1 protein-coding gene and 1 pseudogene are annotated in these 2,002 nt (G+C 58.4%); both read right to left on the bottom strand.

The annotated features are described in order from the left end of the window. Positions 1-375 precede the first annotated feature (375 nt). Positions 376-1,701, bottom strand: coding sequence for an OprD family porin (locus EJA72_RS08850; protein ID WP_157711108.1), 1,326 nt, complete (start codon positions 1,699-1,701; stop codon positions 376-378). Between the two features lie 140 nt (positions 1,702-1,841). Then, a pseudogene (locus EJA72_RS08845) lies at positions 1,842-2,002 on the bottom strand (permease DsdX); the annotation flags it as partial.

Here is a 2,002-nt window from a genome sequence, read left to right as displayed (position 1 = left end):
CAGGGCGCGTTATCGTTGACGTCCATCGCCAGCAGGCTGGCTCCCACATTTTTGAACCGGGCACATCCGAAAAAAGCCAGGTCGGCTTTAAGGCCGCCTCGCTTTGCTTTTGATCGAGGCGCCCCGTTAACCACGATGGCCGAACGCAGGCATTGCGCAGTGGGCAACCCGGCATGGATGGCCGATGGCGGCGGGCCCACGGAGCAATGCCGGAGTGAGGGCATGCCGAGCCTAGGCGAGGCACCAAGTGGTGGGGCAAGAGCATTTGGTTACTTTGTGCCGGGCCGCGCAGGCTTTTCAAAGTAACTCGCCGTAAGGGCGAAACCATATGCGGCCGTAACCGCAGAAACGGATATACCCCCAATCAAAAACCGGTCAAAGCAACGAAAGCGTGTAATTGATGATAAACCGGTTCTGCTCCACATTCCGCCCGGCATCCGTATTCGACTTCCCGTTACGCAAGCTGAACCCCACCCCCTTCAGCGCCCCCGATTGCAGCACATAATCCAGGGTCATATCCCGCTCCCACTCCGACTGATCACCCGCATTCTGCGCCTTGATATCCGTGCCCTTCAGATACGCAATCGTCGCTTTCAACCCCGGAACCCCCAAAGGCGCAAAGTCATAGCTGTACTGACCAAAATTCGTCTGCTCCCCGGCCCGCGCAAAGTTCTGGATCATGCGGTCCGTCGGCAAGTACACGCTGCCACCCCCTGCCCCTTTATCGACCAGGCCACCCTGGTTGGGTTGAACGAAGTTGCTGCCGTCACCGACCCGTTGGTGCCCCAGCGACACCGCATGCCCGCTATTGGCATAGGTGACCATCGCCACCCAGGTGTTGTTGTCGATTTCACCGTTGTTGTCCTCGGTGTAGCCCGAAGTCCGGTAGCCTTGCGCACGGCCGGCGGCAGAGCTGTTGGCCCCGGTCGACGTGGTATGGAAATAACGCAAGTCAGTGGTGAAAGAGCTTTTGCCATCGATAGGCAACACGTGAGTCAGACCAAAGAAACTCTGGTTATAAAAGTCCTCCAGCTGCGCGAAGTAGTACTGCGCCTTCAGGTCCTTGGTCACGTTGTAATCACCGCCGGCGAAGTAGAACTTGTTGCTGTCCTGCGTCCCCCCCGGCACCGACAAACCGGTGCGGTCCGTCGAGGCGCGGCCGACCGCGTGTTCAAGTACGCCACTGGTCAGCATCAGGCCATCAATGTCGTTCGACGTGACCTGCGCGCCGGTGAAGGATTGCGGCAATACGCGAGCATCGTTCGACAACAGGATCGGCAATTTCGGCAGCAGCGTGCCGTAACGGAATTCGGTTTTTGAAATGCGCATTTTCGCCGTCGGGCCGAAGCTGCTCCAGGTATCCGCCGCCCCGTCGCCATCTGTTGGGATCATGCCGCTGCCGTTGTGACGTCCGGTGCCGCTGTCCAGCGTAATCCCCAACAATGCCTGGGCGTCAACGCCGAACCCTACCGGGCCTTGGGTAAACCCGGATTCATAGCGCAGCACAAAACCCTGCGCAGTCTCCTCGGTTTTTGAGGGATCGGCGGCGCCGTCGCGGTTATCGCTGTTGAAATACAGGGTGCGCATCGACAGCGTCGCTTTGCTGTCTTCCAGAAAACCATGCGCAGCCGAATCGGCGGCCTGTGCGCAGATTGAACTGGTGGCCAACAACAGTGCGGTGGGGATTGCTCGCTTGAACATACGGTGCTCCAGGGTGATTTTTTTATGTTTTTTTTTGAGTTTTCAACGAGCGCACTCCGCCGCAGGCCCTCACCACTGGCGCGCACAATGACGCGCCCGATGGAGACCATGGGCTTGAGGAAAGCGATCGGGAGTTCGAGCTAGATCAGGTAAGAAAGACCCACAGTCAGCGCAAAAGCGACCACCGAAATCAGGGTCTCGAGCACGGTCCAGGTCTTGAAGGTCTGGGCGACGGTCATGTTGAAGTATTCCTTGATCAACCAGAAGCCGCCGTCGTTGACGTGGGAAAAGATAACCGACC

This window comes from Pseudomonas sp. PB120, assembly GCF_009761815.1.
In the GTDB taxonomy this organism is placed as follows: Bacteria; Pseudomonadota; Gammaproteobacteria; order Pseudomonadales; family Pseudomonadaceae; genus Aquipseudomonas.
Note: the sequence above shows the minus strand (reverse complement) of the source record. Positions and strands in the feature narration are given on the sequence as shown.